This window comes from Cupriavidus sp. 05L310 (assembly GCF_056398185.1).
This window is the reverse complement of record NZ_JBFTOX010000027.1, coordinates 1-25,404: the sequence shown is the minus strand read 5'-3', so window position 1 is coordinate 25,404 and position 25,404 is coordinate 1. Positions and strand designations below refer to the sequence as shown.

Annotated in this window: 20 protein-coding genes; 19 read left to right on the top strand and 1 reads right to left on the bottom strand. The window is 55.4% G+C overall.

Going from position 1 to position 25,404, the window contains the following annotated elements:
- The first annotated feature begins 127 nt into the window (after nucleotides 1-127).
- The 19 genes from rfbB (at nucleotide 128) to AC1DS6_RS19905 (ending at nucleotide 23,804) form a co-directional block, all read left to right on the top strand.
- Nucleotides 128-1,192 (top strand): dTDP-glucose 4,6-dehydratase, encoded by a 1,065-nt coding sequence (rfbB, locus tag AC1DS6_RS19995; protein ID WP_441624961.1) that lies wholly within the window; start codon nucleotides 128-130, stop codon nucleotides 1,190-1,192.
- Nucleotides 1,182-2,099 carry a dTDP-4-dehydrorhamnose reductase gene (gene rfbD / locus AC1DS6_RS19990; RefSeq protein ID WP_441624959.1) on the top strand — a complete coding sequence of 306 codons (918 nt, stop codon included), beginning with the start codon at nucleotides 1,182-1,184 and terminating at the stop codon, nucleotides 2,097-2,099. The genes rfbB and rfbD overlap by 11 nt, the downstream gene beginning before the upstream one ends.
- A gap of 10 nt (nucleotides 2,100-2,109) precedes the next feature.
- On the top strand, nucleotides 2,110-2,988 hold the full coding sequence (gene rfbA / locus AC1DS6_RS19985; protein WP_441624957.1) for a glucose-1-phosphate thymidylyltransferase RfbA: 879 nt from the start codon (nucleotides 2,110-2,112) through the stop codon (nucleotides 2,986-2,988).
- A gap of 8 nt (nucleotides 2,989-2,996) precedes the next feature.
- On the top strand, nucleotides 2,997-3,548 hold the full coding sequence (gene rfbC, locus AC1DS6_RS19980) for a dTDP-4-dehydrorhamnose 3,5-epimerase (RefSeq protein WP_477102992.1): 552 nt from the start codon (nucleotides 2,997-2,999) through the stop codon (nucleotides 3,546-3,548).
- A gap of 82 nt (nucleotides 3,549-3,630) precedes the next feature.
- Nucleotides 3,631-4,434, top strand: coding sequence for an ABC transporter permease (locus AC1DS6_RS19975; protein WP_477102991.1), 804 nt, complete (start codon nucleotides 3,631-3,633; stop codon nucleotides 4,432-4,434).
- A complete protein-coding gene (locus tag AC1DS6_RS19970) occupies nucleotides 4,424-5,800 on the top strand; it encodes an ABC transporter ATP-binding protein (RefSeq protein ID WP_477102990.1) in 1,377 nt (458 codons plus the stop codon). The genes AC1DS6_RS19975 and AC1DS6_RS19970 overlap by 11 nt, the downstream gene beginning before the upstream one ends.
- Before the next feature lie 3 nt (nucleotides 5,801-5,803).
- Nucleotides 5,804-9,436, top strand: a complete 3,633-nt coding sequence (locus AC1DS6_RS19965; RefSeq protein ID WP_477102989.1) for a glycosyltransferase — start codon at nucleotides 5,804-5,806, stop codon at nucleotides 9,434-9,436.
- Nucleotides 9,437-9,440: 4 nt separating this feature from the next.
- The gene (locus AC1DS6_RS19960; RefSeq protein WP_477102988.1) at nucleotides 9,441-10,406 is read left to right on the top strand and encodes a GDP-mannose 4,6-dehydratase; all 966 of its coding nucleotides are present in this window, start codon (nucleotides 9,441-9,443) and stop codon (nucleotides 10,404-10,406) included.
- Complete coding sequence (locus AC1DS6_RS19955) at nucleotides 10,403-11,428, top strand: GHMP family kinase ATP-binding protein (protein ID WP_477102987.1); 1,026 nt, start codon at nucleotides 10,403-10,405, stop codon at nucleotides 11,426-11,428. The genes AC1DS6_RS19960 and AC1DS6_RS19955 overlap by 4 nt, the downstream gene beginning before the upstream one ends.
- On the top strand, nucleotides 11,383-12,006 hold the full coding sequence (locus tag AC1DS6_RS19950) for a D-sedoheptulose-7-phosphate isomerase (RefSeq protein WP_477102986.1): 624 nt from the start codon (nucleotides 11,383-11,385) through the stop codon (nucleotides 12,004-12,006). The genes AC1DS6_RS19955 and AC1DS6_RS19950 overlap by 46 nt, the downstream gene beginning before the upstream one ends.
- Complete coding sequence (locus tag AC1DS6_RS19945) at nucleotides 12,003-12,713, top strand: nucleotidyltransferase family protein (RefSeq protein WP_477102985.1); 711 nt, start codon at nucleotides 12,003-12,005, stop codon at nucleotides 12,711-12,713. Before AC1DS6_RS19950 ends, AC1DS6_RS19945 begins: the two co-directional genes overlap by 4 nt.
- A complete protein-coding gene (gene gmhB, locus AC1DS6_RS19940) occupies nucleotides 12,710-13,276 on the top strand; it encodes a D-glycero-beta-D-manno-heptose 1,7-bisphosphate 7-phosphatase (RefSeq protein ID WP_477102984.1) in 567 nt (188 codons plus the stop codon). The genes AC1DS6_RS19945 and gmhB overlap by 4 nt, the downstream gene beginning before the upstream one ends.
- Nucleotides 13,277-13,382: 106 nt before the next feature.
- Nucleotides 13,383-14,138 (top strand): glycosyltransferase, encoded by a 756-nt coding sequence (locus AC1DS6_RS19935; protein ID WP_477102983.1) that lies wholly within the window; start codon nucleotides 13,383-13,385, stop codon nucleotides 14,136-14,138.
- A gap of 13 nt (nucleotides 14,139-14,151) precedes the next feature.
- Entirely contained in the window at nucleotides 14,152-15,234 is a 1,083-nt protein-coding gene (locus AC1DS6_RS19930; protein WP_477102982.1) for an MraY family glycosyltransferase, read from the top strand.
- 60 nt (nucleotides 15,235-15,294) lie between these two features.
- Nucleotides 15,295-16,326, top strand: coding sequence for an acyltransferase family protein (locus AC1DS6_RS19925; RefSeq protein WP_477102981.1), 1,032 nt, complete (start codon nucleotides 15,295-15,297; stop codon nucleotides 16,324-16,326).
- Nucleotides 16,327-16,517: 191 nt separating this feature from the next.
- Entirely contained in the window at nucleotides 16,518-17,549 is a 1,032-nt protein-coding gene (locus tag AC1DS6_RS19920; protein WP_477102980.1) for a glycosyltransferase family 2 protein, read from the top strand.
- Nucleotides 17,550-17,555: 6 nt separating this feature from the next.
- Entirely contained in the window at nucleotides 17,556-19,022 is a 1,467-nt protein-coding gene (locus AC1DS6_RS19915) for a hypothetical protein (protein WP_477102979.1), read from the top strand.
- Nucleotides 19,023-20,408: 1,386 nt separating this feature from the next.
- Nucleotides 20,409-22,154, top strand: a complete 1,746-nt coding sequence (locus AC1DS6_RS19910) for an LTA synthase family protein (protein WP_477102978.1) — start codon at nucleotides 20,409-20,411, stop codon at nucleotides 22,152-22,154.
- An 804-nt stretch (nucleotides 22,155-22,958) separates the two neighbouring features.
- Complete coding sequence (locus tag AC1DS6_RS19905) at nucleotides 22,959-23,804, top strand: class I SAM-dependent methyltransferase (RefSeq protein WP_477102977.1); 846 nt, start codon at nucleotides 22,959-22,961, stop codon at nucleotides 23,802-23,804.
- 594 nt (nucleotides 23,805-24,398) lie between these two features.
- On the opposite strand, the gene AC1DS6_RS19900 is transcribed toward AC1DS6_RS19905, so the two are convergent.
- Nucleotides 24,399-25,094: a methyltransferase domain-containing protein gene (locus AC1DS6_RS19900; protein WP_477102976.1), complete on the bottom strand. Its 696-nt coding sequence runs from the start codon at nucleotides 25,092-25,094 to the stop codon at nucleotides 24,399-24,401.
- Between the last annotated feature and the right edge of the window lie 310 nt (nucleotides 25,095-25,404).

The window sequence follows — 25,404 nt, the reverse complement described above, 5'->3', positions numbered from 1 at the left end:
CCCGGTCGGATAGAATACCGCCACTTCTGCAGGTACTTAAGATCCCGCCGTCCCCACAATGGACCAAGGCGGGCGCTCGGCATTGGTCGGGTCCTCGAAATATATCGATAGGCAGGGAGCACAACTTTTGTCTCATATTCTTGTTACGGGCGGTGCGGGGTTCATCGGTGCCAACTTTGTTCTGAACTGGTTCGGCACCGGGGCTACCGACGGCATTGTCAATGTCGACAAGCTCACCTACGCAGGCAACCGCAAGACGCTTGCCTCGCTGGATGGCGACGCTCGCCATGTCTTCTCGCAGACGGATATCTGCGACCGCGCCGCGCTCGACCAGTTGCTGACGACCTACAAGCCCCGTGCCGTGGTGCATTTTGCCGCCGAGAGCCATGTCGACCGCTCCATCTATGGTCCCGGCGAGTTCATCCAGACCAATATTGTCGGCACCTTCACCCTGCTCGAAGCCGTGCGCGCCTACTGGAGCGCGCTCGATGACGAAGCCAGGGCATCCTTCCGCTTCCTGCACGTCTCCACCGACGAGGTCTTCGGTTCCCTCGAAGCCGGCGATCCGCAATTCTCCGAGACCACGGCCTACGCGCCCAACAGCCCCTATTCGGCATCGAAGGCTGCATCCGACCATCTGGTACGGGCCTACCACCACACGTATGGCTTGCCGGTTCTCACCACGAACTGCTCCAACAACTACGGGCCCTATCATTTCCCCGAAAAGTTGATCCCGTTGATCATCGCCAATGCGCTCGGCGGCAAGCCCTTGCCGGTTTATGGCGATGGCCTGAACGTGCGCGACTGGCTGTATGTGGGCGACCACTGCGCTGCCATCCGCGAAGTGCTGGCGCGAGGCCGCTTGGGCGAGACGTACAACGTGGGCGGCTGGAACGAGAAGACCAATCTCGACGTGGTCCACACCCTTTGCGACCTGCTCGACGAACTGCGCCCGAAGGCGGCCGGTTCCTACCGGGATCAGATCACCTTCGTCAAGGACCGTCCGGGCCATGATCGGCGCTATGCCATCGATGCGCGCAAACTGGAGCGCGAACTCGGCTGGAAGCCGGCCGAGACATTCGAGACCGGCATGCGCAAGACCGTACAGTGGTATCTGGACAATCAGGGCTGGGTGCAAGATGTGATGTCCGGTGAATACCGGAACTGGGTGGCAAAACAATATGCCGCATAAGGCGCAAAATATTCCTACCCTTCTTGTAACAGGAAGCAACGGCCAGGTCGGATTCGAACTCCGCCGGAGCCTTGCGCCGCTTGGCAATGTGATCGCACTGGATCGTGCCGCTTGCGATTTCTCGCGTCCGGACACGCTACGCCAGCTGATTCGGCAGTACCGGCCCGATGTGATCGTCAATCCTGCCGCCTATACCGCGGTGGACAAGGCCGAGACGGACGCCGACGCCGCGTTTGCTGTCAATGGCGCCGCGGCCGGCGTGCTGGCCGAGGAGGCAAAGGCGCTTGGCAGCTTGCTGGTGCACTATTCGACCGACTATGTGTTCGATGGCCGCAAGGCGGGCCCCTATGTCGAGCTGGATGCGGTTGACCCGCAATCCATCTACGGCAAGAGCAAGCTGGCCGGCGAGCAGGCTATCGCGGCGTCCGGTGCCACTGCGCTGGTGCTCCGCACCTGCTGGGTGGCGGGCGCCCATGGCGGCAACTTCGCCAAGACCATGCTCAAGCTGGGCCGCGAGCGCGATAGCCTGCGTGTGATTGCCGACCAGTTCGGCGCGCCGACCACGGCAGCGCTGATTGCCGACGTGACCGCGCAGATCATTGCCCGCCACTGGCTGGCGGGCGATCGCGCCGCCTTCCCGGCCGGCATCTATCACCTGGCGGCCGGCGGCGAGACCACCTGGCACGCCTATGCTACTGAAGTGTTGCGCTATGCGGCATCCAAGGGCGTAGCATTAAAGGCGGATCCCGAGAGCATTGTGCCGATTCCGGCTAGTGAGTATCCACTACCAGCTCCTCGGCCCGCCAATTCGCGTCTTGACACGAGCAAGCTGCGCGAGACCTTCGACATCCATCTTCCGGATTGGCAGCAGGGAATACATTTCCTGCTCGACCAGATCCTTTCCTGATCTCAGCACCATGCGCAAAGGCATCATCCTGGCCGGGGGTTCCGGCACGCGGCTTTATCCGATCACACGCTCGGTCTCCAAGCAATTGCTGCCGGTGTACGACAAGCCGATGATCTACTATCCCTTGTCCACGCTCATGCTGGCAGGGATTCGTGACATCCTTGTGATCTCCACGCCGGAAGATACGCCACGCTTCGCCGACATGCTCGGCGACGGCAGCAAATGGGGCATCAACCTCCAGTACGCGGTCCAGCCGTCGCCGGACGGCCTGGCGCAGGCCTTTATCATCGGCCGCGACTTTATCGGCAACGATCCCTCCACGCTGATCCTGGGCGATAACATCTTCCATGGCCACGACCTGGTGGGCCAGCTTGGCCGGGCCGGCGGCCAGGACGCGGGCGCCACGGTGTTCGCTTATCACGTGCACGATCCGGAGCGGTACGGCGTAGTCGAATTCGACGACAACTTCCGTGCGCTATCGCTCGAAGAAAAGCCGCTGAAGCCACGTTCAAATTATGCCGTTACCGGGCTTTACTTTTATGATCGGCAGGTCTGCGACATCGCGGCCGATATCAAGCCGTCAGCCCGGGGTGAGCTCGAGATCACTGACGTCAACAAGCGCTATCTCGAGATGGCGCAGCTCGACGTGGAGATCATGGGGCGCGGCTATGCGTGGCTCGATACCGGCACGCATGACTCGCTGCTGGAAGCGGCCAGTTTTATCGCCACGCTGCAAAACCGGCAGGGCCTGATGGTCGCTTGTCCGGAAGAAATCGCGTATCGCAGCAAATGGATCGATGCCGAGCAGGTGGCGGCGCTGGCCAAGCCGCTGTCCAAAAACGCTTATGGACAGTACCTGCAGCGCATTGTCTCGGAAGCGATCAAGTAAGCAAGACCATGAACCTGACAGTCATCCCTACAGATATCCCTGAGGTGCTCGTCCTCGAACCCAAAGTGTTCGGCGACGATCGAGGATTCTTTTTTGAAAGTTTCAATGCCAAGGCGTTTGAAGCGGCGACCGGGCTCAAGCGCGAGTTCGTCCAGGACAATCACTCGCGCTCCGCGCGCAATGTGCTGCGTGGGCTGCATTATCAGATCCAGCATCCGCAGGGCAAGCTGGTGCGGGTGACGTCGGGCGAAGTGTTTGATGTGGTGGTTGACCTTCGACGCGGCTCGACTACGTTCGGCAAGTGGGTTGGTGTATCGCTTTCCGCTGAGAACAAGCGTCAGCTGTGGGTGCCGGAAGGGTTTGCCCACGGTTTCATGGTGACTTCAGAATCCGCGGAGTTTCTCTACAAGACCACCGACTACTGGTATCCGGAACACGAGCGCAGTCTGGCTTGGAACGATCCTGCCCTAAGGATCGACTGGCCGCTCGACGGTGAGCCCGTGCTCGCCGCAAAGGATGCCGCCGGGAAGTCGCTGGCAGATGCCGAGGTATTTGCATGAGCAGAATGCGAAGCGGCGACGTTCGTCGCCAGGCCCAGGCCGGTAGCAAGCAAGGATTCATGGCATGAAGGAAAAGCCAAGTATGCACCCGCTGGTTGTGGTGCAGTCCCTCCTTGCAAACCGCAGTATCATCACCCAGTTCGTAAAACGCGAAGTCGCAGGGCGCTACAAGGGCTCGTTCCTGGGCCTGCTGTGGACCTTTATCAATCCGCTGTTGATGCTGCTGATCTACACCTTCGTCTTCGGCGTGGTGTTCAAGTCGCGCTGGCGCCCTACGTCAACCGATCACCTGGAATTCGCCGTGGTCATGTTTGCCGGCGTGCTGGTCCATGGCCTGATCGCGGAATGCCTGCAGCGCGCGCCTACCCTAGTGGTGAGCAATCCCAATTTCGTCAAGAAGGTGGTGTTTCCGCTCGAGACGCTGCCTTGGATTGCTATTGGATCGGCGCTGTTCCATACGCTAGTGGCATCCGTGATCTTGATGGGGGCTATCTTCATCTGGCAGGGGCATGTGCCTCTTACGGTGGTTTTTGTGCCGGTCATCCTGCTCCCTTTCGTGATCCTGATCTCCGGCCTAGTGTGGCTGCTGGCTTCGCTGGGCGTGTACCTGCGCGACCTGGGGCAAATGATGGGGATCGTTACCTCGCTGCTGATGTTCATGGCGCCGGTGTTTTATCCGCTGCAATCCGTGCCGGAACGCCTGCGGCCATTTCTCTACCTGAATCCCGTCACCTTTATTGTCGAGCAAGTCCGAAACGCGGCAATCTGGGGGACAAATATCGACTGGCTCGGCTGGCTACTTTACCTAGCGGTCGGTTATTGCGTGGCATGGGCCGGGCTGGTGTGGTTCCAGAAGACACGCAAGGGGTTCTCCGATGTCCTCTAATCCCGTGATTCGCGTCGGCAACCTTGGTAAGCGTTATGAAATCTACGCGCAGCCCAAGGATCGCCTCAAGCAGATGGTGATGCCGCGCCTCAAGCGCCTAGTCGGCATGCACCCGCCGGAATACTTCCGTGAGTTCTGGGCGCTACGCGACGTGAGCTTCGATGTACAGCAGGGCGAAACCGTTGCCATCATCGGCCAGAACGGCTCGGGCAAGTCGACCCTGCTGCAGCTCGTATGCGGCACGCTCTTCCCCACCATGGGCGATGTCAGCGTCAACGGCCGGATAGCGGCGCTGCTCGAACTGGGTGCCGGCTTCAACCCGGAGTTCACCGGAGAGGAAAACGTTTACCTGAGCGGTCTCCTATACGGGATCGAAGAAGGCGAATTGGCCAAGCGTTTTGACTCCATCGTTGCCTTCGCCGAGATAGGCGACTTCATCAGCCAGCCAGTGAAGACCTATTCCAGCGGCATGTACGTGCGTTTGGCATTTGCGATTGCCGCGCACGTCGATGCCGACGTGCTGGTGGTGGACGAAGCGCTTTCGGTGGGCGATGTGCGCTTCACCCAGAAGTGCATGCGTTTCCTGCGCGAGTTCCAGAAGACCGGCACGCTGCTGTTCGTCAGCCACGATGTCGGCGCGGTGACTAGCCTTTGTTCGCGGGCAATCTGGCTGGACCACGGCGTGCTGAAGATGGATGGCAACGCCAAGGAGACGGTCGAGGCTTATCTGGCGGCGCAGCATGCGTTGGATCGTGGCGAGCGTGGTGAAGTGGTGAAGCTTGCGTCTTCCAAAACCGGGGCGAATGCAAAAAAGGCGCCGAAGGACGTGGTGGACCAGCGCTGGGAGGCATTGCGGGCGCAGGGCGGAGGAAACCGTATTGAAGTGTTCGAGTTCGCGCCAGACTCATCGGAAAGTGAATTTGGTGCCCGAGGGGCGACGATAGAGCACGTGTCGCTTGTCAACGAGACGGGCGAGCAGTTATTGATGGTTCATGGCGGCGAGACTGTTGAGCTACGGATATCAGCTGTTGCGCACCAGGCCCTGGACGGATTGATTTTCGGGTTCTATTTGAAGGATCGCCTTGGGCAGCGCTTGTTTGGAGACAATACTTTCATGACGTACTCGGAAAGTCCCATTTCCGCTGGGCAAGGGAAGTCCTACACGGCCGGATTTCGTTTCAGGTTACCGCTTTTGCCTGTAGGTGCATATTCGTTCGATGTGGCGATTGCCACTGGCGATCAGCAGGATCACACGCAGCAGCATTGGATACATGACGCGCTTGCGATACGCGCTGCCGAGAGCACCGTCAGTCACGGCTTGGTCGGTATTCCAATGCTTGATATCGCAATTACCCAGGAAGGATAGACAGTGCTTGATTTCACTGGCGAACGCTTTATCCCATCAGAAGGCGGTGTGATTCGATACGAACACATGCATCGCTACGGCTGGTCTCTACAGATTGTTGCCGGGCGGGATGTACTCGACATTGCTTGCGGCGAAGGCTACGGCTCTGCCCTGATGGCTTCCAGGGCGCGCAGCATTCTTGGCGTTGATATTTCTAAGGACGCGGTGGCACATGCACGCGCCCGCTATGGCGCGCAGCCTAACCTCAGGTTTGAGGTCGGCAGCGTCACGGCCATTCCATTGGGCGATGCAAGCGTGGATGTGGTCATTTCCTTTGAGACCATCGAGCATCTAGCCGAACAAGCCGAGATGATCGCGGAGATTCGCCGCGTCTTGCGACCCGATGGCCTGCTTGTGATCTCCTCTCCGAACAAGAAGGTCTATTCAGATGATCGCGGGTATGTCAACACGTATCACGTGAAGGAGCTCTATTTCGACGAGTTTGATGCACTGCTGCGTCAGCGTTTCCCCTATGTAGAGTATTTGGGGCAGAGACTCGCGACAAGCTCCCTGATGGTGCCCTTAACCGGTAGTGAACCCGCGTATCAAGCGTTGACCATGGCTGGGGAGCGGATATCCACCTCGACGGTCGAAGCCGACAGGATCATGTATTTTGTAGCTGTCTGCTCAGCCAACGCGCTGCCCGAATTGAGCGGGAAGGCTTCTATCTATTTTGAGGACGGTATTGATCTTCACGAGCAAGAAGAGGCGATGCGGCGTTGGGCATCCAGCCTAGATAAAGAAGAGAAGGTCCTGCGGGAGCGACTGGGTCAGCTTCAGAAGGAGTTCGACGAAAGAAGCGAATGGGCGCTCGCTTTGGATCGAGAAGTGATTACTTTGCGGGACGAGTTGGGCAGTCTCGCTGCGACAAAGGATGGCGCAGGAGCGATCCAGGCAGCCGAGACTGCCAAAGACCTCCAGCAGCAGATAAGCGTTCTTGATGCGAAACGTGAAGATCTGGAATTGCAATGCGCCGAGGCTGACCGGCGGAGTGCAGAGGCGCAGGGCGAGTTGGGACTGGCCGAGCAAAAATACTCGGCTGCCCAGCAGCAGGCAACGGAACTCCGGTACCAAGTCGAACATCTTCAGCAGGAGTTGAAACACGCCTTGCAAGAGGGCCAAACCCTTGGCGGGGGCGCGCCTATATCTCTTGATCAGGCGCAAACCGGCGCAGTCGCGCCTGCAACGGAGGCTGCGGAGGTGGCCAATCGTCTGGCGGCCATTGCGGACGACTGTAAGCGTATCGGCCTTGAGCGCGATACAGCGAATCAACGAGTGCAGGAACTGCTGGATTCGACCTCATGGAAGGTGACTGCCCCTATGCGGGTGTCAAAGCGATTGTTGCGCGGTGAAATCGAGCCGCTTATGGTGCCGTTGCGCAAGCACGTTGTGCGCGCGGGTCGCACACTCTATCGGTGTGCCCCGTTGCCCAAGCGCTGGAAAGACAGGCTGGTCAACGCGGCGTACAGACTGGGCGGCCCCTTGTTCGAGGGTGTGGTCCACTACGAGATCTGGCGTCGACATCAAGAGGGGATGACGCTCGTGCCCCGTGGCCTGGGGCCTGTGGCGCCCGAGGATGTTGCCGACGTCCTGGCCTCTACACGTTTTGACCCGGTCGACGATCCAGTTGTGTCGATCATTATTCCGACCTACGGCAATATCAGCCACACCCTCTCGTGCCTCCGGTCTATTCAAGCCTGTTTGCCAAAGGCAACGATCGAGGTTCTGGTCGCTGAGGATGTGTCCGGCGACAAGGAGATCCTGCGGCTGAAGGATATCCCGGGACTCAGGTTCTACGTAAATGAAGTTAACCTTGGTTTCGTTCGCTCGTGCAACCATGCGGCGAATCAGGCACGGGGAAAGTATGTCTACTTTCTGAATAACGATACCGAGGTCATGCCTGGGTGGCTTGACTCAATGTTGGCCGTGTTTGAGCGCGAGCCGGATTGTGGCATGGTGGGCTCAAAGCTCGTCTACCCTGATGGCCGACTTCAAGAGGCGGGTGGCATCTTGTGGCGCGATGGGTCTGCGTGGAATTTTGGCCGACTGGATGATCCACAACGCAGTGTTTATAACTATCTAAAGGACGCTGACTATTGCTCTGGAGCATCCTTGCTCATCCCGACGGATCTCTTCAGGGAACTCCGAGGTTTTGACGAGTTGTATGTGCCAGCCTATTGCGAAGATGCGGATCTCGCCTTCCGCGTGCGTGCAAGGGGCTTGCGTGTGCGCTACCAGCCAGAGTCTGTCGTTATTCACTACGAAGGCATATCGCATGGCACGGATGTTTCGACGGGCATCAAAGCGTATCAAGTAAGCAACCAGAAGAAGTTCCTGGAGCGTTGGCACACCAAGCTTCAATGCGAGCATTTCCCGAATGGCGAGGGCGTTTTCCTCGCGCATGATCGTTCGACTTTGCGCAAAACGGTATTGGTGATCGATCACTATGTGCCGCAACCGGATCGCGACGCGGGATCGCGCACGATGTGGCAGTTCATGCAACTCTTCCAGAGGCAAGGCATGAACGTTAAGTTTTGGCCCCAGAACCTCTGGTATGACCCCGAGTATGCGGCGCGCCTTGAGCAAGCTGGAGTGGAGATTTTCCATGGGCCGGAATACTCAGATCAGTTTGAACAGTGGATTGAGCGCAATGGTGACTATATTGACTACGTGCTGCTGAGCCGGCCGCATGTATCGATCCACTTTATCGATAGTCTCCGTCGTTTTTCGAAGGCGACGATTCTCTACTATGGGCATGATGTTCATCATCTCCGACTGCAGGACCAGCTCAAGCTTGAGCGGAGTTCGTCCATCGAAAGCGAGTTGGCCAGCGTGCAGCGCTGGGAGCATAAGCTTTGGAGCCTAGTGGATACCATCTACTATCCAGCGGACGGTGAAACTGCGTATGTGCGCGAGTGGCTGTCCGAGCATCATGGTAAGGCAAAGGCACTGACGATTCCCGTCTATGCATTCGATAGTTTTCCGGATATGCCATGGGGTAATTTGGCTTCTCGAAAGGATCTGGTTTTTGTCGCGGGTTTTGCACATGCGCCAAATGGCGACGCCGCCGAATGGTTCGTTCGTGATGTTCTGCCTAAGATCCAGGCGGCTGTTTCTGATATCCATCTATTCATGGTTGGATCGAATCCGAGTGAAAAGGTGAGAGCACTTGCAGGCCCCTCTGTCACCGTAACCGGCTTCGTTTCCGACGAGGTTCTCGCTGATTTCTACCGCCGCAGCCGAGTTTCCGTAGCGCCCTTGCGTTTTGGGGGCGGGATGAAGGGCAAAGTGGTGGAGGCGATGCGGTTTGGGTTGCCGTGCGTTACCTCCGCTGCGGGTGCCCAAGGTCTGGCGGATGCGGAAGCGTTCCTTGCTGTCGCTGATGATCCCACCTTGTTTGCGGAGCATGTGGTCCGTCTCCTAACTGACGACACTGCCTGGTTGAACGCTTCGAAGCAGTCTCAGCGTTTTGCCAAGGATCGTTTTTCGGAGGATGCCCTGTGGAGGATTGTGGCGCAGGATGTCGACCCGGCCCCTTATTCAAACGTCGAGGCACGTCAGCCGCAGCACGCTGGCGGCCAAATAGTGAAGGCATGAAGCTATGAAGATTCTGATCCTTGGTGCAACAGGTTTTGTCGGTAGTTATCTGATGGAGCGCGGGCGTGCGGCTGGCCATGAGGTAACGGGCACACACTACCACGCTACGATCGATACGCGTGACTGGTCTGGTTTTGCGGACCATCTCATGCGCTGCGACATTCGTTACCGGGAGCAGGTAGATGCGGCGATAGCGAAATCCAGACCGGATGTCGTGTATCTACTTTCGGCGCAGAGCTACCCCGCCTTATCGTGGTCGGCGCCAGCAGAAACGCTCGAAACCAATGTTGTTGGCACAGCCAACGTATTCGAGTCTATCAAGGCGGCAGGCATCGATCCCGTCGTCGTCGTTGCCTGTTCCAGCGCACAGTATGGCGAGGTCGAAGCCGATGCCATTCCTGTGAAGGAAACGCATCCAATGCGCCCCATGCATCCCTATGGGGTCAGCAAGGTAGCGACCGAAATGCTCGCCTTGCAATATTGGGCGAACAACGGCATTCGTAGCGTCTGCGCACGTATTTTCAATACGACCGGCCCGAGAAAAACCGGGGACGTCTGTGCTGATTTCACCTATCGGGCGGCTCGTATTGAGGCTGGCCAGATACCGGCCGTGCTTCGAGTGGGAAATCTGGAGACGCATCGCGCCATTACCGACGTTCGGGATCTTGCTCGTGCACTTGAATTGTTGGCGGAGCGAGGTGCGCCAGGCGGTGTCTATAACGTGAGCGGCTCGCGAACCTATCAGATACGGGAAATTGTCGATCTAATCGCGGCGGCATCCACCATCAAATTCTCGCTAGAGACAGATCAATCATTGCTTCGACCCAGCGACGAAAAAGTCATATTCGGCGATTCGACGCGCCTCATTGAGGCCACTGGCTGGGTTCAGGAAGTCTCGATCGCGCAGACGGTTGGCGATATGCTTGCCTATTGGCGCCGAAGCCTCTCAGCAGCAGAGGGTGTCGTATGATCATTCGGTCACGAGCTCCCCTTCGATTGGGTCTTGCCGGCGGCGGCACAGACGTGTCGCCATACTCGGACCGGTTTGGTGGTCACGTTCTAAACGTGACTATCGATAAATACGCGTATGCGACTATCGTTCCGCGGGAAGATGGCAAGGTGGAATTTATTGCCGCTGATACTGATTGCAATTGGACCGGCTCAGCTTTGCCAGTCCTTGATCGCGTGGCAGGTTTGGACTTGCATGCCGGTGTTTATAACCGGATCGTTCGGGACTTCAATCATGGAGAGCCCATAGCGATCTCTGTGACCACGCATTCCGAGGCGCCCCCAGGCTCTGGCTTGGGGTCGTCCTCTACGATGGTGGTAGCTCTTGTGCACGCATTCTGCGAGTTACTGGCACTCCCTTTGGGCGAGTATGAGATTGCACATCTGGCCTATGAAATCGAGCGTGTCGATCTAGGCATGGCTGGTGGAAAGCAGGACCAATACGCGGCGGCATTCGGCGGGCTTAACTTCATGGAGTTCTATGGCGATCGTGTGATTGTCAACCCGCTACGCATCAAGGCCAATATCAAGGCGGAACTGGAGTCATCTCTGGTTCTGTTTTACACCGGCGTCTCGCGCGAGTCCGCGCGAATCATTGCTGCGCAAGCGGCTGGTGTCACCAGTAATGTCCAGAAGTCAGTGGACGCGCTACATCGGGTGAAGGAAGAAGCGACCCTGATGAAGGAAGCCGTTCTCAAGGGAGATATCGAAGCCCTAGCGTCATCCATGCGAACTGGATGGGAATCCAAAAAGCAGACAGCCGATACTATAAGCAACGCCTCTATAGACCGGATCTATGATGCTGCGATTGCGGCAGGGGCGCTGGCGGGAAAAGTGTCCGGAGCGGGGGGCGGGGGGTTCATGATGTTCTTTGCGGACCCAGCCCGCAGGCCGAACGTGATGCGTGAACTGGCTAAGTTCAACGGCCAGGTCTTTACATGCAATTTTACGGAGAGTGGAGCTCAATCGTGGAGGAAGGCGTGAATAATTTTGTACGAGTGGAAATCGACAAAGCGATTGATATCTTCACCAAGATCCGAGAAAGCGATGCGCTACTCGGCAACGTCGAACGCTGTGCGCGGGAGATTTGCCAAGTGCTGCGGCAGGGTAACAAGGTACTGTTGGCAGGCAATGGTGGCAGTGCCGCCGACGCTCAGCATATTGCGGGCGAGTTTGTTAGTCGGTTCAACTACGACCGGCCCGGGCTGTGTGCCTTTGCACTGACGGTGGATTCCTCCGTCATGACTGCGATCGGAAACGATTATGGTTATGACAAACTCTTTGCCCGGCAATTGCAGGCTGTCGGCGCCAGGGGCGATGTGTTCTGGGCCTATTCGACTTCAGGGAAATCTCCCAACGTGATTCTGGCGATGGAGGAGGCTCGCAAAGCCGGCCTGTTGGTCATTGGGTTTACTGGGCAGCGAGGGTGGCAAAGGCCTGAGTTGTGCGATATTTCCATCGAAATTCCGTCTATGGAGACACCAAAGATTCAGGAAGGTCATTTGGTGCTCGGTCATATCATCTGTGGCCTGGTCGAATCCGAGATGTTCCCTCGCCCATGAAAGCGATCCTCGTTCTTGCCGGCGGTTTGGGTACGCGTTTGCGCAGCGTAGTTGGCGATATGCCTAAGCCTCTGGCCGATGTGGCAGGGAAGCCATTCCTTTGGTGGCTTTTGCGGCAACTGGAGTTGCAGGGCGCGGGAGACGTATATCTGTCAGTTGGATATCGACATGAAACAATCCGGTCCTATTTTGGTGATCGTTTTGGCGGTATGCGATTGCATTATGTTGTCGAGGAGGAGCCATTGGGTACCGGCGGTGCGGTGCTCAAGGCGATCACTCAGATGCCCGGCGAAGAGATTCTCATCCTCAACGGCGATACGCTTGCTGTCGTCAATTTGAATTCGCTATTGTTCGAGGCCGAGGCCTCAGGGGCGGACGTCGTGCTGGCGGTGGCTGAGGTTGCCGATGCCGCGCGCTATGGTACGGTGGAGATGGAGCCCGGCAGCCGCTGTATCAAGGCATTCCTGGAGAAGGGTCGAGTCGGCGCAGGTGCAATCAATGCGGGTGTCTACGTATTGCGCAAATCTGCCCTTACGGAGCTCCCACTGCCGGCTAAGTTCTCCTTCGAGCAAGATTTTCTCGGTAGATATATCGACGCATTGCACCTGATTGGATATGCCGGAGTCACCGATTTCATTGATATCGGGATTCCCGAGGACTATCAGGCTGCGCAGACGAAGGTTCCGCGACTTGTGACAGGAGCATGATGGGCGTTGCGGCTCTTTTTCTTGACCGGGACGGCGTCATCAACGTCGATAAGGGATATGTCCATCGCCCCGAAGACTGCGAGTTCATACCGGGAGTGTTTGACCTTGTTAGACGCGCTAATGCCGTGGGCCTGAAAGTTTTCGTCGTCACGAACCAAGCGGGGATCGCACGGGGCTACTATGACGAAGCTCAGTTTCATGCCTTTACAGCGTGGATGCTGGCTCGTTTTGCGAACGAAGGGGCGGTGATAGACAAAGTGTTCTTTTGTCCTCATCACCCTACTGCCGGAGTTGGTAGCTTCTTGAGAGTCTGCACGTGCCGCAAACCTGAGCCCGGTATGCTGCTGGCGGCGCGTGATGAATTCGACATCGACATGGCGCGCTCGTCGATGGTGGGGGATACCCTATCCGACATGCGGGCGGCTGAGCGTGCTGGTGTGTCTCGACGCTGGTTGCTTGTCCATGGGCCTGGGCTGACCATTGGGGGGGCGTCGGGAGAGGGTGCGGAATCAACATTTGTTGCAATTAATGGGCTCGATGAGGTCCAATTGGGGGCTCATTAAGAAGCGCAGTACTCGGCGCAATCAACGACGAGTGCGCGGCACGGTTGAACAGGCTTTGTAGACAATATTCGATTGTTCAGTCAGACCATCGAGGCTGAAGGGTTGCATGGAAATTACTTTCTCTATCGTCAGTCACGGGCAGTCAGAATTGCTGCCCCCACTGCTGGAGCAATTAGTGGAATTGTCCACTGCGCTACCAATGCAGGTGATAGTGACGGAGAACATCCCCGATCGGCGGCCCCAAGTTCGGGATAGCGCCGGGTGCCAAGTGACTTGGAAGGTAAACAAGTCACCCAAAGGGTTTGGTGCAAATCACAATGCGGCGTTCGGCGAATGCCGGACGCCGCTGTTCATGGTACTCAATCCAGACGTCCGCTTTCCGTCGGACGCGGGCCTTGAAACGCTGATTGCGGAGGTCCGTGCCAAGCCCGGTGTCGCGGCGCCTTGTGTCCTTTCGCCAGATGGGCGCGTCGAGGATAGCGCGCGCCAGGTGCCGAGCATCCTGCGTCTAGCCATGCGTCGCCTGCGGAGGCTAAGTAAGCCTGACTATGCAACCTCGCTTCGTGTCCAGCAGGTGGATTGGGTGGCTGGCATGAGTATGCTGTTCGATCGCGAGAGTTTCGCCCTAGTTCGAGGGTTTGATGAGCGATATCATCTTTACTGTGAGGATATCGACATTTGCTTGCGTTTGCATCGACTTGGAAGGGCGGTGTCCTGGGTGCAATCAGCTCATGTAATCCACGATGCCAGGCGGCAGAGTCACCGGGATCGACGCTACTTGATCTGGCATATAAAGAGCCTGATCCGCCTTATGGCATCTCCCTGCTATTGGCGTTTTCGGCTGACGGGCTTCGGCAGATAGGCTTAGAGATCACATGTTCGACTTCTTTTGGGTTCCTTTGACTGTTGCATTGGTAAGTGCAACAGCAATCCTGATGCTCCGCCCTTTAGCCGAACGCGGTGGCCTGTTGGACAGGCCGGGCGGGCGGAAGCGCCACAACGGGGACGTACCGCTCGTTGGTGGAATCGCGGTTACGCTTGCGGTTTGGGTGGGGGCCTTTATGTTCATGCGCGAACAAGGCCACTATGTTGCGTTCCTTGGGGGGGTTACCATCCTCGCCGCGGTTGGGGTTGTGGATGACCTACGCGGTATGACGCCACTGACGAAACTCGGTTTTCAGATCTTTGCTGCAATCCTCATGACATCATGGGGCGGCGTCTTTTTGATTTCACTCGGAGACCTAATGGGCAAGCGTGAAATCGAGCTTGCGAACTGGGGGATACCGCTGACGCTATTCGCCGTGGTCGCCGTGATTAATGCAATGAACATGATGGATGGGCTGGATGGTCTGGCCGGCGGCCTCGCCTTTATCGTCTTTGCATGGTTTGCCTACTTCTCGGGCGAGGTGGGTAGCAATTCGGCACAGAGGCTTTCCGTCGTGTTCTGTGGTGCACTGCTTGGCTTTCTGTTCTTCAATATGCCAAACCCGCTCAGGGGGAAAAAGCGGGTATTCCTTGGAGATGCGGGCAGCCTAATGCTCGGCTTCTCCATTGTCTGGTTCGCGGTCGAACTATCGCAGCCTGCCTACAATGCCGGGCGCCATGTACCACCGGTCGTGATGCTCTGGGTGGTGGGCTTCGTCCTGATTGACTTGCTTGCGGTAATTGCGCGACGCGTGGTTTCTGGTCGAAATCCGCTATCCGCGGATCGAACACACCTGCACCACATTCTCGGGCGAATGGACCTGAGTCCACGGTTGGTTGTCTGGGTCATACTCGGCAGCAATGTGCTGTTAGGCATGGTCGGCGTTTCGGCATGGAAACTCGGCATGCCGGAGAGTTGGCTTTTTCTTGCGTTTCTGGCGGTTGCGATCATCCATGTCTCAATCATGCAGAATGCCGCACGCTTTCTTCGACGTAGCCGGAGATTCCTGGCGCGCAGGAAGGCCATGCGCTGATTTTCCCGTCGATGCGCATTGCTGCGCTGCGGTGTGGTTCTTAATTTTCGGAGATCCATCTTGTTTCCTTTGGGTTTTGGTGCCTGGCGCTTTCTCTTGGCCTTTCTGGTTGCGATTTCCCATTTGTATGCGGGAATGATTCATGGTCCCGCGGCTTACGCGGTCTGGGGCTTCTTTGTCCTGAGCGGGTATCTGATGACGCTCGTCTTGACAACCAAATACGGCTTCAGTCCGGCGGGCTTGAAGGACTACGCGTTCAACCGGTTCCTGCGGATATTTCCCAGCTATTGGCTGGTGAGTGCGATTGGGGTCGTCACGATTCTCTATATGCGGAGTCGCGGGGTTGACCTGCTCGGTCTGAATCCGGAATTCCAGTTGCCGCAGGACACGCAAGGCTGGGCCTTTGTCGTCACCTTGCTGCCAGTATTCAATCGTTCCGGAATGCCTGTTCCGGTTTCAAGCGCTTTAGCGGTTGAGGTCGGCACTTATATATTGATTCCGCTGATGGCCATTAGCCGTCCGGCCGCATGGCTGGGCCTGTTGCTGTCTTTCTTCCTGAATGCCCACTATGGATTTGCATCGGCGAGTTTTGGCGCGCGCTACTCCGAGTTCCTTACGGGTTTGCTGCCTTTTGCAGCAGGTGCTTTGGTTTGTCACTATAGGCATGCTTTGTCGTACCTAGTTTTGCCCAGACTGAGTGTGCTGGCGTGGCTTGCGCATTGCCTGATCTGGCTGTATTACGATCCATGGCCGTGGACTTACGGCCTCTACAGTTCCACGCTTTTGTCTGCATGGGTCGTGCTTTCCCTGGCTGGAGTTAGGGGAGGGAAATTGGACGGTTGGCTTGGCGATCTGTCCTACGCGGTTTATCTCATCCATACAACTGCAGCGGCTTGGTTCTTGCCCGCTATGGGCCCTTCGAGATCGATGCCGTTCTTTCTGGTATCGTTCGCCGTCACACTCGCCCTTTCAACGTTGCTGGTGATATTCGTGGAACGACCACTAGCGTTCCGCAAAAAGCGCGCAAAGAATCCTGTCCCTGAGCAGATGGGCACTGCTGCAGTTCCAGAGGCTAGCAAGGTGCCTGGTTGATGTGCGCTTAGTGGACGGTCAGCAGCAGCGCCATCTGAGTGATCGTCATTTCGGTCACGCGATGATGACGAGGGCTGTGGCAAGACGTCCGGCCTTTTAGGCCGATTTTTTGATGAGCTGGATCACTAGAGATCGCTCAGATTGACGAACGGCTGGATTGCATCGATCCAGATAACTTATATCTGTTTGGTATGGAAATTTCTGATGGCAACCTCTCGTATGGGCAAACGGAGATCCGGAAGCCGCTGATCTCGATCGTCGTTCCCGCATATAACGAAGAGGCCGTGCTCGGCGCTTTCTATGCCCGAATGAGTGCTTTGCTCGATGAGTTACACAACTATCGTGGCGAAATAGTCTTTGTCAATGATGGTAGTAGGGACCGTACGCAAGAGCTGATTGACGAGTTTGTCAAAAAAGACAGCCGTGTCAGCAGCGTGGACCTGTCACGAAATTTCGGCAAAGAGATCGCCATGACCGCAGGCCTTGACCACGCCAAGGGAGATGCGGTGGTCGTCATTGACGCAGACCTGCAGGATCCTCCCGAGTTGATTCACGATTTCGTTCGTGAATGGCAGTCGGGCTACGACGTGGTGTATGCAAAGCGTACTCATCGCGATGGCGAGTCGTGGGTGAAGAAGGTCACGGCGGCCGCTTTCTATAGGCTCATGGAGAAGTTGTCGCGAGTGCCCATCCCGCGCGACACGGGGGACTATCGGCTGATGAGCCGCCGCGCTGTTGATGCTTTGCTGCAGTTGCGCGAGCATCACCGATTCATGAAGGGCTTGTTCGCATGGATTGGTTTCCCGTCCATGGCTGTGGAGTATCGCCGCGATCCGCGCGCAGCAGGGATGACAAAGTTCAACTATTGGAAACTTTGGAACTTCGCTATCGAGGGCATTACGTCGTTCACGATTGCACCCTTGAAGCTCGCAACTTACTTGGGCTGCATGATCTCTGTGCTGGCCTTCCTTGCTGGCATATGGATCATTGCTAAGACGTTGCTCTGGGGGGATGTGGTTAGGGGATATCCGACCATGATGGTGACCATACTTTTCCTCGGCGGAGTGCAACTTTTTTGCATTGGGGTGCTCGGCGAGTATCTGGGGCGGATCTTTGGAGAAACCAAAGGCCGACCGCTGTACTTTGTACAGAAGTATTCAGCGGCCAAACTGAGCGAGCAACAGGTCGAAGCGCGTGCAATGAACAATAGCAGTACGTATTGAGAACTTATGACTGAGTACACAAGGAGCGCCTTCGTTAGGCTGGATGGAATTGGGCGGATGATGGAACTAAAATTTTTGCAATGTCCGTCCCGTGACCTGACGGCCTGCGTCGTCCTGGTACTGCTCGCGCCGATATTATTGCTGTTGCTGCTAGCGAATCCGGGGTTCTTTAGTCATGATGAGTTACAGAAAGTCGACCATATTCAGATGTTTGGCTTTCTCGATTACCTGAGACTCTATACTCATTTCCACGATGCAATTAGTCTTAGCTTTCCAGTAAGACCCGTTAGCTTTCTGTGGCAAGGACTCGTTTCGTTCTTCGTGCCTGGCTACAATTTTGTAGTGCATCTTGCTGACGTTTGGATGCACGCAGCAATATGCGTGCTACTGTTTCTCGCGATCAAGAGGGTTCACGGGGATCGGCAGTTCGCTTGGATAACGGCGTTGATTTTTCTCGCCAGTCCTTTGGTGGTGTTCTCTGTAGGCTGGCCCGCGGCATTAATGGATCGCCTATACGTATTGTTTGGTCTGATTGCTTTGATTTTTGCGGATAACTACATCAGCAAATCAGGCGGTTGGGGATCGCTTATTGTCATTGTTTTGGCATCCACCTTGGCAGTGCTTTCAAAGGAGACGGCGGTCATTCTGCCGGTGCTTCCCCTGTTTTACTTTATTAGTGCTGGAGCAAGCCGCAGCACTAGGCGCATCTTTCTGGCTTCGCTGGTCTGGGCTTTGCCAATCGCGGTCTTCATGATCTATCGATTGATTGCGTTGATGCATTATACTGCGCCGGCAGGTAGTAACCCTTACGCCGTGTCCCTCCAGAATATTCCTGATGGCATTTTGGTTTATTTTGCCTATCCTTTCCTCTACCAGTTGCTGGAGGCGGGAAATTGGGTCCTGCTGGGGCGCGGCGAATTTGTTGCGGCAACCGTTCTGCACCTCATCCTGCTCCTGTTGCTGTGGCGAACGGTGGGTATTCGTTGGTGCTTCGCATATCTCGCGGGCTATTTTTTGTTTGTCCTGCCTGTTTTGCCTATCCAGACGAAAGGCGCTCATTACCTCTATGGCTCCGGTGCCATACTAAGTTTGGGATTAGCGGCATTGTTTACCCTTGGGCGAACGGATGATCACGGCCATTACGTCGTGCGCGCGGGGGGACTACTGCTCTTGATGTTGACGGTGGTGCACAGCTTTATGGGGCAGAGGTTTATATACGATCTCGGCGTTTGCGTGGATTCAGCCACCAAGACGCTGGAAAGCGCCTATCTCGCTACAGGGAAGCCGAGGGAAATGCATGTATCTGTGGAGGCCGGGGCTCAAGGGCACGTGCTTCATCGGATTGCAACGGGAAGAAGTCGACTTGGTAACTATGGCCCCGTGAGCGTAAAAATCACGGACGCGACTGCCCCCGACGACAATGGTGCGGCATATCGCTTCAACAGGGAATGTCTGGTCTATCCCTCCCGCTGATGCGACTCCGATCCCGCGGGTTAGATGGGCAAGGATTCTTCAATTGCCGACTGCGGCGCCTGAACGGCGGCCAAGGATCTGCTCTCCATCGTTAGATGCTTCGTCTGATCAAATCCTGACTACAGTCTGGATATACCGCTATGCGATTCTATCGAGAACCACGAGAGCAATAATACGCTTATCCGGACGATTCTCGCATCGATGGCGATTAACTATCGTGCCCTCGGTAGGGCTGGAGTGCAGGATATGTCGATCACCTGGGCGCACTGCCGTAGTCATTACTGTCGTGGGGGCGTTACGGGAGCCTAGTGGAATATGTTCTGAAGAGTACGCGCTTCAGTATGACTTGAACCATTGATGGTGTGTTTGGTAGGGACAAACTCACCATCAATGCTCTGCTACACATCCCGCCACCTGAAGTAGAGATGTATGTGATTCTGACGCTGCTTGGAGTCTTTCGGTCACTTCGATCAGGGACGACTGCCCTACTAGCGAGCCCGCTGCCGTTATGTGCGGATCGCCTCGGTGCTTAGTATCTTTCATATGCTGTTTCAATTTCTTTGGCCCTGAATTTAATTATATTTGCAGTGCAATGTTCCTTTTGGGCGCCGTGGTATATAGTGCCGCGCACTGGGTCAAGGAAAAAAGATTAGCACGGAATTTCCATTGTTCTCATGCTGAGCGCAACAACTGGAATGCCGCGATCTATCGTCTCCTATTTCCTTGTTGTCTGGCTCCTGGGGTAATTTTATTGCTAGGGAGCTAAGAGGGATTTATGCTACCAAATCTTTATTTACGGATGGCCCTGTCAGCAGGGTTTTGTTCATGTCTTGTCTGATTCGAAACCATATCTATTTGTGCTCTTGAACCTTCCCCCATTTTTGTTAGCGATAAAAGGTGGGTTGCTCAAATCATGATTTTCTAGATGTAACCAACCCACCAGAACCAGGATGTGTCGTCAAATTTGTCCAAATCGAGTTCATGGCAAGACTGGCGAAGTTGCCATGGCGACCGAGAGCCTATGCAATCCGGCTCGCGGTCGACTTCACGTCGCCTGCCAACTGTCCTGATACCTCCGAGCAGTAGATGCAGATGACAGTTCCAGATTCATGCATTCGGCATCAAGTGCTGACGTGGGCGCGGCGAGATGCTGCAAGTGCAGGCGGATGAATGGATATGCGTTCCATTACTGGGTGCAAAAGCGGTTGTTCATGCAGCCGGGTTCAGAATTCTTGATTTATGCCGATAAGATTGCCATGGAGGCGAGGTCTTGACGTGAAGATCTGCCTCTGCGTTGAATCGAGGCCTCGCGCCAATCGACGTACGGGTAATCGAATTTGGCCAACTTAGTGGTGTGAGGCGAGCGTCACTGGGAGTACCGTGAAGATGTCAAGGGATTTGAAAAAAAATATCCTGTGCGTGACCGAATGGACTATCCACGCGCTTGTTCTTTTTCTTGCGGTTGCTTATGTAAGCGGCTGGGAATGGACGTTATTGACCTTGCTGGAGGGGCAGGCAAGGCTCATACCCGCGTACGCTCTATATTACATCCTCCGTTCAGTAATTGGCGGGAATGTGTCGGTGGCAATTACGTCGCTGACGATCCTATTATTGGGAAGTATCAATAAAATCAAGATGGCTGCCAGTGGCGAACCCCTTGTATTTTACGATCTCCTCGCGGTGCACCAAGGAGCCCAACTCACCATCTACGCAAATAGGATGCTGGTGTGTATCGCGTTAGCTTTGGCGCTTGTACTGGCGTGGGCGTTCTTGAGTATTTTTAGAAGAAAGGGTCGCCTTTGGTATTCCTGGAAAGCCGGTTTGTTTGGCGTCGTGTTGGTGATCGTCAGTCTTTTTCCCTATTATCCGCAGACATTGAATTTGCGTGAAAGACTGAAATTCGGTTTCTCGGACATTGCGCAGATCCAATATCTCCCATGGGATATGCCGGCGAATCTCCGGCAGAACGGCATGCCCTTCCATCTGATCTTCACCAGCGTCAAGCACACGATTCGCCACTATTCTGCGGCCGAATTAGCTGCGTTTGAAACGAAATTAAGTTTCCGTAAAGTATCGAAACACCCATCTTCATGGTTGCCGAAGACGCTCGTTTTAGTGCTATGCGAGGCGTGCTGGGGCAGCAGATCGGAAGGGTACGCTGCATTTTCTACACTGCGAGAGCGAGGTTTCGATGCGGTTGACATGATCGCCCCTGTCTATGGTGGTGGTACGGTAAACTCAGAGTTCGAGATGCTTACTGGATTGCCAGCGAAGAAGCTTACGGGGATCGTGTACCAAGAATATCATAAGGAGATTTCAGCACAAGGGATCACTCTTCCTGCTGCGCTAAAGGCGCGCGGGTATGGGACGATCGCAATCCATAATTATCATCGAACGATGTGGCGCAGAGACCAAGTATTGCCAAAGCTTGGCGTAGACAGATTTATAGCTCTGGATAATATGGATTATGAGGGAAGTGAATATTTTCCGACCGATGATATATTATTCCGAAAGGTCGATTCGATTCTCGCGGAGAGGGTGGATCCGACATTTGTACTTGCGATTACGGTGTCCACACATGGCCCTTTCAAAGAAGTGGATGGCGATGGGGGTGGGGGTGATTACTCTCGTCGACTTCAGAGGTCGCTTGCCGAAGTCGAAAGATTCGCTCGAAATCTCGACGCTACGCATTCTGATTATCTAATGGTAATTTTTGGTGATCATAAGCCGGCCATTGCAAAATATTTTTTTGATAAAAAAATATTTCCGGCTAGCTTGTTTAGAAAGTTGGGTCACAGCAATGACGAATTTCGTTTTAAGTTCGGCGTTCAGGAATCTAAGGCGATAATCGGCCAGGTGCCTGTTTTGATTAAATCGAGTAAGGCATTCGGTGACTATAATGAGTTTTTGGAAAAAATAGACGGAAAGCCGCTTTTCTGTTTTATGCCAGAGCTTGATGCTTGGCTAAATTCGGACCTTGATCCTTCATTTTCCATGATGAAGAGGAATTGTGAAAGGGAGGGGTTGAGATATAGTAACTATAAAGATTTCTATCCGGAAATACTATATTATAGGAATCTTTTCATGCAGGCGAGACGTTCCAAGGATGTAGGTGTACGGGCATCAAATTGATTTGCTCGATGTTCGCCGAGGAGGGAAAATCCCCTAGCAGCTGGGTAAGGCGACGTGACCTGCGAGCCCTCTATATCTGGCTCGTGAATGTAGTGGAGTGCTTGGGTGGAGTCCGCGGATTGCGCCGAGGGGCGTAAGATTGGACATGTTTCCTGTTGCGGTCGCGATATGAGTGACAAGGCAGTGTTAAGTAATACAGTGTTTGGCTTGCAGATATACGCGGACGGTCGTCGGCGATTCACTCTGGCGAGGTGAAAACGTGCTTCAGCTTGGTGCTAGAGTGATTTGCGCGCTGATGCTGCGTAGCAGCGAGGCGCAATGAAGTAGCAGCTTCCTGAGGATCATGCGGAGTTGTGTCCAGCGCGGCACAGCCAGGGCTTCACCTCGAGCACCCCTGTGCTTGCGGAGTGCGTTCGCCATCTGAGCTGCTATGGCGATATTTATGCTTCATGTTGACGCTCAGTCCGCGTTGGCTGTTTATCTACTTCGGCCTAGCTTTTATACTGATTGGCAGTCTCGTCACGTTCGCTGCGCTTCCTGGGCATATTAATGTCGCGGGTGCGTCGCATAGTGTAGTGGTTGGCAGTACGCCACGTCTGCCACACTTTCGCCAGCGTGGCGTGCTGCTGTGTAGTGTTCTGTGGATTTCTGCTTACTGATAATAGTCTCAAGAACGCCTTTTCCGCGTTCACGCTGGAAGGGCCAATGATCGTGGCTGGATAGCTTGTTGTCGGTGGAACTGGAGCCTTTGGGGAAGCGTTCAGAAACTGTTACACTCGACGACCAACCTTTGGGAGCTGGTAGATGCTGAAGTTGTTTGGGGGGCGAGCATCCAACAAATTGCCTACTGCAGGTACGTCCGATCGGGTGTTTCCAATTATGGACTCCGACGCTTATTATGTCGCGGAAGCCGAAGTGCCTGGCTCTCCTCTCAATGGACTTTGCCCGGTCTGCGGAGAACATAGTTCGTTCGTTGATTTTACTGAGAATGTTCGCGAATCGGGCGCGTGCTCTACCTGTGGAGCGTCCAACCGTCAACGACAGGTGGCATTTGCTGTCCGTCGGCAGACACGGCGAGCCTTTGCAGGCCCTCTGTCTGAATTTGGCAGTGCTTTCGGTATTTACAATACCGAGTCAACTGGACCATTTCATGTGATTCTTTCAAGAAATCAGGGCTACGTCTGCTCGGAGTATTTCGGCTCAGAGTATCGCGGCGGCGATCTGGTGAATGGGGTTAGGCATGAGGATCTGCAGTCCTTGTCGTTCGCCGACGGCGCATTTGATCTCGTGCTCTCCAGCGATGTCATGGAGCATATGCCTGAGCCATATCGGGCTCATGCCGAAATCTTTCGTGTATTGAAGCCGGGTGGCAGACATATTTTCACCGTGCCGTTTTATCCTTGGGAAGCTCGGGATGAGGTGCGCGCGAGGCTGGTCGACGGCGAGATCCAGTATTTCGGTGAGAAGCTATACCACGGTGACCCGGTACGTCCAGGGGAGGGGATCCTTGTCTGGACGATTTTCGGCCTCGAGATGTTGGTACGCCTGGCTGAGATTGGTTTCAAGCCCTCGGTCTGGCGATATGACGAGCCGACACATGGGATTATAGGTCCTGGTGCAATCGTCTTTGAGGCGTTAAAGCCAGTTTAGCCGTTCCCGAAAAATAGCAAAGCCGTCTCGGAGCGGCTTTTTCACGCCCAAGCGTATTGGCTTTTCATTGTGCACCCAGCACGGGCGCGACCTTGGAGGTGCAAGTCACTCACGCACGTTGACCACAGGCAAAAAATAGAAGCGAAACTGCGCGAGGGTAGCCGCGCGCGGGGAGGAGGCGTGAAGCGAAGTCGAGAGCCGAGGGACACGAACTGCGTCGTAGGCGACGCCGAACACGGCGAGCAGGTATTGGACTGCAATGCTCGCGTCATCGAGGTGCAGGCTACTTCAGGAAAGATCGCGTTCTTACCGAGGGAGATCCCGCCTTGCGCCTGAAGGGCAGCTGTGAGAGACGGGAGGTCGGCAGCGGCCGTAGCAGTCAGGTAGACCCGATGCAAGGCCAAGCGAGAAGGACTGTCAAGAGACATGTCGTCTGGAGACGCAAGGCATTGGAAGCCCGGGAAACCGGGGCGCACGGTGGCGAGTCCTTACTACGGGCGTTTCTATCGTTCGAGGTGTGTCCTGGTCTTGCGGTACCTGAATGAAATTTTGGTCCAGTGGGCCATGCGAAAATACGAACTGTTTCGAGAAAGTCTAGCGGCAGTTCCAGCCGTTTCTTGCGACAAATGCTGTGGCCGCTGGGTAGCCGAATGCATGGATGGAAACATCCGAGAATCCTGCTTCCATTAAGTACGTCCAAGCATCCGCCCCAAATTCCGTTTGGACGGCAAGGTCATCCGTTGCTGTTTCCACGTTGCCATGGTAGCTCTTGGGTAGCCCTCCCCGGTCACGCGAGAGTCGACCGACAATGACGGGGACCGTGAAGCAAAGTGCGCCGCCCGGCTTGAGCACTCTGCGACATTCGGCTAGAGCATGGATGGGGTTTTGAACATGCTCGAGGGTGTCTGAATGGATAACAACATCGAAGGTTCTGTCGCCAAAGGGCATGGCATGCATGTCCACTTCAGGGTAAGCGCCGAAGACGTAGTTGCCAAACTGTCTCAATATTGGTGTCAGCTTGCCCGCTTCGTTGATCTCCAGGATCGACAGTTTCGTTCCCACCTCTGTGCGGACTACGTCGCGCAGAAAGCTATTGGTCCCCAAGTACGCGCGCAGTGAATTGGCAAGAGCGATGGATCGTAGATTCGAGCCGCAAGAGTCGCAGACTTCGCCTTGCTGCCGATTGACATAGTCGGCCTCGGCAGAAGAGAGCTGCCATTCATTGATCAGGCCTGACCAAAGAACCTGATTGCTTGTGAAACTAGTTCCGCCACAGACACCGCACACCATATTACCGCTCCATCTGACCTCGTGGGCGCAATATTAACGCAAGAGGCGGTGCGAGAGGGGCCAGATACGAAAGATGCTTCCGCAAAAGCTGTGAGGCTCGCCGGGGGGCGGCATCTTCGCTGATGCAAGTTTATGTCGTTAGTTCCTTAGGTAGGCTAAGCTGTAATAGCCTAGACTAAATCTGACAGTGGTTGGTTATCCATGCCGCCGCACATCGGTGCGAAGGGCGTAGCCCAGAGTGCCAGTGTGCGGCGGAATCCACAAGGAGTCCGCCATGACTCAGGAACAGAAAGTCATCCGTGCCAAGGTC

Coding starts and splice junctions, on each gene's coding strand:
- rfbD (WP_441624959.1), top strand. CDS start 1,182: ATGCCGCATAAGGCGCAAAATATTCCTACCCTTCTTGTAACAGGAAGC.
- rfbA (WP_441624957.1), top strand. CDS start 2,110: ATGCGCAAAGGCATCATCCTGGCCGGGGGTTCCGGCACGCGGCTTTAT.
- rfbC (WP_477102992.1), top strand. CDS start 2,997: ATGAACCTGACAGTCATCCCTACAGATATCCCTGAGGTGCTCGTCCTC.
- AC1DS6_RS19975 (WP_477102991.1), top strand. CDS start 3,631: ATGCACCCGCTGGTTGTGGTGCAGTCCCTCCTTGCAAACCGCAGTATC.
- AC1DS6_RS19970 (WP_477102990.1), top strand. CDS start 4,424: ATGTCCTCTAATCCCGTGATTCGCGTCGGCAACCTTGGTAAGCGTTAT.
- AC1DS6_RS19960 (WP_477102988.1), top strand. CDS start 9,441: ATGAAGATTCTGATCCTTGGTGCAACAGGTTTTGTCGGTAGTTATCTG.
- AC1DS6_RS19955 (WP_477102987.1), top strand. CDS start 10,403: ATGATCATTCGGTCACGAGCTCCCCTTCGATTGGGTCTTGCCGGCGGC.
- AC1DS6_RS19950 (WP_477102986.1), top strand. CDS start 11,383: ATGCAATTTTACGGAGAGTGGAGCTCAATCGTGGAGGAAGGCGTGAAT.
- AC1DS6_RS19945 (WP_477102985.1), top strand. CDS start 12,003: ATGAAAGCGATCCTCGTTCTTGCCGGCGGTTTGGGTACGCGTTTGCGC.
- gmhB (WP_477102984.1), top strand. CDS start 12,710: ATGATGGGCGTTGCGGCTCTTTTTCTTGACCGGGACGGCGTCATCAAC.
- AC1DS6_RS19935 (WP_477102983.1), top strand. CDS start 13,383: ATGGAAATTACTTTCTCTATCGTCAGTCACGGGCAGTCAGAATTGCTG.
- AC1DS6_RS19930 (WP_477102982.1), top strand. CDS start 14,152: ATGTTCGACTTCTTTTGGGTTCCTTTGACTGTTGCATTGGTAAGTGCA.
- AC1DS6_RS19920 (WP_477102980.1), top strand. CDS start 16,518: ATGGAAATTTCTGATGGCAACCTCTCGTATGGGCAAACGGAGATCCGG.
- AC1DS6_RS19915 (WP_477102979.1), top strand. CDS start 17,556: ATGACTGAGTACACAAGGAGCGCCTTCGTTAGGCTGGATGGAATTGGG.
- AC1DS6_RS19910 (WP_477102978.1), top strand. CDS start 20,409: ATGTCAAGGGATTTGAAAAAAAATATCCTGTGCGTGACCGAATGGACT.
- AC1DS6_RS19905 (WP_477102977.1), top strand. CDS start 22,959: ATGCTGAAGTTGTTTGGGGGGCGAGCATCCAACAAATTGCCTACTGCA.
- AC1DS6_RS19900 (WP_477102976.1), bottom strand. CDS start 25,094: ATGGTGTGCGGTGTCTGTGGCGGAACTAGTTTCACAAGCAATCAGGTT.